General features: G+C 48.0%; 3 protein-coding genes. All 3 read left to right on the top strand.

Features of this window, described 5'->3' with window-relative positions; translation table 11 throughout:
* Positions 1-341 (top strand): hypothetical protein (locus tag IQ242_RS19090; RefSeq protein ID WP_193961054.1); only part of this gene is annotated, 341 nt, incomplete at its 5' end.
* 186 nt (positions 342-527) lie between these two features.
* The gene (locus tag IQ242_RS19085) at positions 528-857 is read left to right on the top strand and encodes a DUF4347 domain-containing protein (RefSeq protein WP_193961053.1); all 330 of its coding nucleotides are present in this window, start codon (positions 528-530) and stop codon (positions 855-857) included.
* A gap of 125 nt (positions 858-982) precedes the next feature.
* Positions 983-3826 (top strand): ELWxxDGT repeat protein (locus IQ242_RS19080; RefSeq protein WP_193961052.1); only part of this gene is annotated, 2844 nt, incomplete at its 3' end.

Raw genomic sequence — 3826 nt, 5'->3', positions numbered from 1 at the left:
AGTCAAGCTTAGAGAGTAAAATCAAACAATTTGAGGAGGAAAGAACCATGCCTTTAGTAAGTAATATGGAGTTACGAGGAATAGAACGCGGTAAGGAAATTGGCAAGGAAATTGGTAAGGAAATTGGTAAAGAAATAGGCAAGGAAATTGGAGCGTTAGAAAATGCTCGTGATTTTGTCAAAACAGTTTTGCAAGCTCGCTTGGGTGAAGTTCCTTTAGATGTGGAACAATACCTGAATAAAGTTTCGGTACTATCTACATTACAAGAGATTGTTAAATTAGCAGCTACCGCTAATTCTCTCGCAGAATTTAAGCAGTCTTTGGCAAAAATCCAATCCTAGAACTTCTTTAGAAAACGGGTTTCTGCGAGAAACTATTTAGAAAATGGGTTTCTTTGAGAAACCCATTTTCTGTTTCTTTGAGAAAACGGGTTTCTTGTAATAAATGTTAATTTTTGTTATAGAAACCTTGAAAGATTTGGGATTCTTTGCATAAAATAGTCGCATTAATCTTTTGCAGTTAACGTCATGACTTCTACCCTTTTGCCGAGCCTTTCTGCTGTTGACGATGTTTTGTTCAATTTTGCTCAATCTGATGGCTTGAGTCAAGCTAATCAGGTGAATAGTGCGAGAAATCAGCGTTTAACCGCTACTGTAGTTTTCCTCGATGCTGGTGTTAGCGATTATCAAAGTCTCCAAGCTGGAGTAATTCCAGAAGTCGCCACGGTTATTCTCTCTCCCAATCAAGACGGAATCGAACAAATATCCGCTTTTTTACCACTGTTGAAACCTCAGATTTGTCGGATTTGCAGACATCTGAGGTTTTTCAGCCAGATATACCCTTCTTTGCCGGCTTGAGTACCTAAGCAAAATTAATGACACAAATCTAACCCCCCCCTTGCCTCTTGCCTTTCTTCACTAGGAAATTTATTCTGCACCACTACCTAACTGTTTAATTTTCACCCTTTATTCAGGAAAAAATCATGTCAACTCCTTTTTTAGTTAAAGATATCTTCCCCGGTTTATCTGGTTCTGACCCCCGCAATCTGACGGCGCTGGGCAATACCCTGTACTTCCAAGCCAATGCTGAATTGTGGAAAAGCGACGGCACGGCGGCCGGTACGGTTTTGGTCAAAGATATCTACCCCCGCAATCTAACGGCGGTGGGCAGTACCCTGTTCTTCACTGCCATTGACGGCGTGAACGGTTATGAATTGTGGAAGAGCGACGGCACGGCGGCGGGTACAGTTCTGGTCAGAGATATCCGCCCCGGTTCCTCTTGGTCTGCCCCCAGCAATCTAACGGCGGTGGGCAGTACCCTGTTCTTCCGGGCCAATGACGGCGTGAACGGTACTGAATTGTGGAAAAGCGACGGCACGGCGGCGGGTACAGTTCTGGTCAAAGATATCCGCCCCGGTTCCTCTTGGTCTTACCCCCGCCGTCTGAAGGCGGTGGGCAACACCCTGTTCTTTGCTGCCATTGACGGCGTTAGCGGTCGGGAATTATGGAAAAGCGACGGCACGGCCGCTGGTACGGTTTTGGTCAAAGATATCCTCCCCGGTTCCTCTTGGTCCTACCCCAACAATCTGAGGGCAGTGGGCAACACCCTGTTCTTTACCGCCCGTGACGGCGTGAACGGTTATGAATTGTGGAAGAGCGACGGCACGGCGGCGGGTACAGTTCTGGTCAAAGATATCCGCCCCGGTTCCTCTAGCTCCAACCCCGGCAATCTGACAGTAGTGGGCAGTACCCTGTTCTTCACTGTCGATGACGGCGTGAACGGTCGGGAATTGTGGAAAAGCGACGGCACGGCGGCGGGTACAGTTCTGGTCAAAGATATCCGCCCCGGTTCCTCTAGCTCCGACTTCCGCTATCTAACGGCAGTGGGCAATACCCTGTTCTTCGCTGCCGATGACGGCGTTAACGGCTTTGAATTGTGGAAAAGCGACGGCACGGCGGCCGGTACGGTTCTGGTCAAAGATATCCGCCCCGGTTCCATTGGCTCCAGCCCCTACTATCTGACGGCAGTGGGCAATACTTTGTTCTTCCGGGCCAATGACGACGTTAACAATGCTGAATTGTGGAAAAGCGACGGCACGGCGGCGGGTACGGTTCTGGTCAAAGATATCCTCCCCGGTTCCTCTGGCTCCTCCCCCTTCTCTCTAAAGGCAGTGGGCAATACTTTGTTCTTCACTGCCGATAACGGCGTGAACGGTCGGGAATTGTGGGCCTTAAATGTGGGTGGTCCCACAGTTCCCACCCTCGCCATTGCCGCCACCAATGCCAATCAAACCGAGGGCAACAGTGGCAGTAAAGCCTTCACCTTCACCGTCACTCGTTCGGTTAATACCACCGGAACCAATAACGTTAACTGGGCAGTTACCGGCAGCGGCAGCAATCCCGCCAATGCCACTGATTTTGTCGGGTCCGTGTTACCGTCAGGAACCGTGAGTTTTGCGGTGGGGGAAACCTCAAAAGTGATTACTGTTGACGTTCAGGGAGATACAACGGTAGAACTTAACGAAAACTTTACCGTCACCCTCTCCAATGCCACCAACGGCGCTACTATTACCACCGCTACTGCTATTGGCACTATCCAAAATGATGATGTAGCAGTTCCCACCCTCGCTATTGCCGCCACCAATGCCAATCAAACCGAGGGCAACAGTGGCAGTAAAGCCTTTACTTTCACCGTCACTCGTGCGGTTAATACCACCGGAACCAATAACGTCAACTGGGCAGTTACCGGCAGCGGCAGCAATCCTGCCAATGCCACTGATTTTGTCGGAGGAGTCTTACCTTCAGGAACCTTGAGTTTTGCGGTGGGGGAAACCAGTCAAGTAATTACTGTTGACGTTCAGGGAGATACAACAGTAGAACTGGATGAAAACTTTACCGTCACCCTCTCCAATGCCACCAACGGCGCTATTATTACCACCGCTACGGCTATTGGCACTATCCAAAATGATGACTTTATCGGTACTTCTGGTTCGGACACCCTTGCGGGAACCTCTGGAGCAGATGCCTTGACTGGATTAGCCGGAAATGATATTTATACGGTAAATAACGCCGGGGATTTGGTCATTGAAGCTCTCAACCAGGGAACCGATACCGTGCAAGCTTCCATTTCCTACACCCTAACCGATAACGTTGAAAATCTTACTCTTACGGGGACCGCTAACCTCAATGGTACAGCCAATAACCTTAATAACATTCTGACAGGTAATAGTGGTAATAACATCCTGACAGGTTTAGCTGGTAATGATAGCCTTGATGGAAAAGCTGGCACAGATACAATGATTGGCGGTCTGGGAAATGATACTTACACCGTAGATAATACGGGGGATATAGTTACAGAAAACCTCAATGAGGGAACTGATACCGTCCAAGCTTCCATTTCCTACACCCTAACCGATAACGTGGAGAATCTCACTCTTACGGGAACCGCTAACCTCAATGGTACAGGCAACAACCTCAATAACATTCTGACAGGTAATAGTGGTAATAACATCCTGACAGGTTTAGCTGGTAATGATAGCCTTGATGGAAAAGCTGGCACAGATACAATGATTGGTGGTCTGGGAAATGATACTTACACCGTAGATAATACGGGGGATATAGTTACAGAAAACCTCAATGAGGGAACTGATACCGTCCAAGCTTCCATTTCCTACACCCTAACCGATAACGTTGAAAATCTTACTCTTACGGGAACCGCTAACCTCAATGGTACAGGAAATAACCTCAATAACATTCTGACAGGTAATAGTGGTAATAACATCCTGACAGGTTTAGCTGGTAATGATAGCCTTGATGGAAAAGCTGGC

It is taken from the genome of Microcystis sp. LEGE 08355 (genome assembly GCF_015207185.1).
Taxonomy (GTDB): Bacteria; Cyanobacteriota; Cyanobacteriia; order Cyanobacteriales; family Microcystaceae; genus Microcystis; species Microcystis panniformis.
Note: the sequence above shows the minus strand (reverse complement) of the source record. Positions and strands in the feature narration are given on the sequence as shown.

Coding starts and splice junctions, on each gene's coding strand:
- IQ242_RS19085 (WP_193961053.1), top strand. CDS start 528: ATGACTTCTACCCTTTTGCCGAGCCTTTCTGCTGTTGACGATGTTTTG.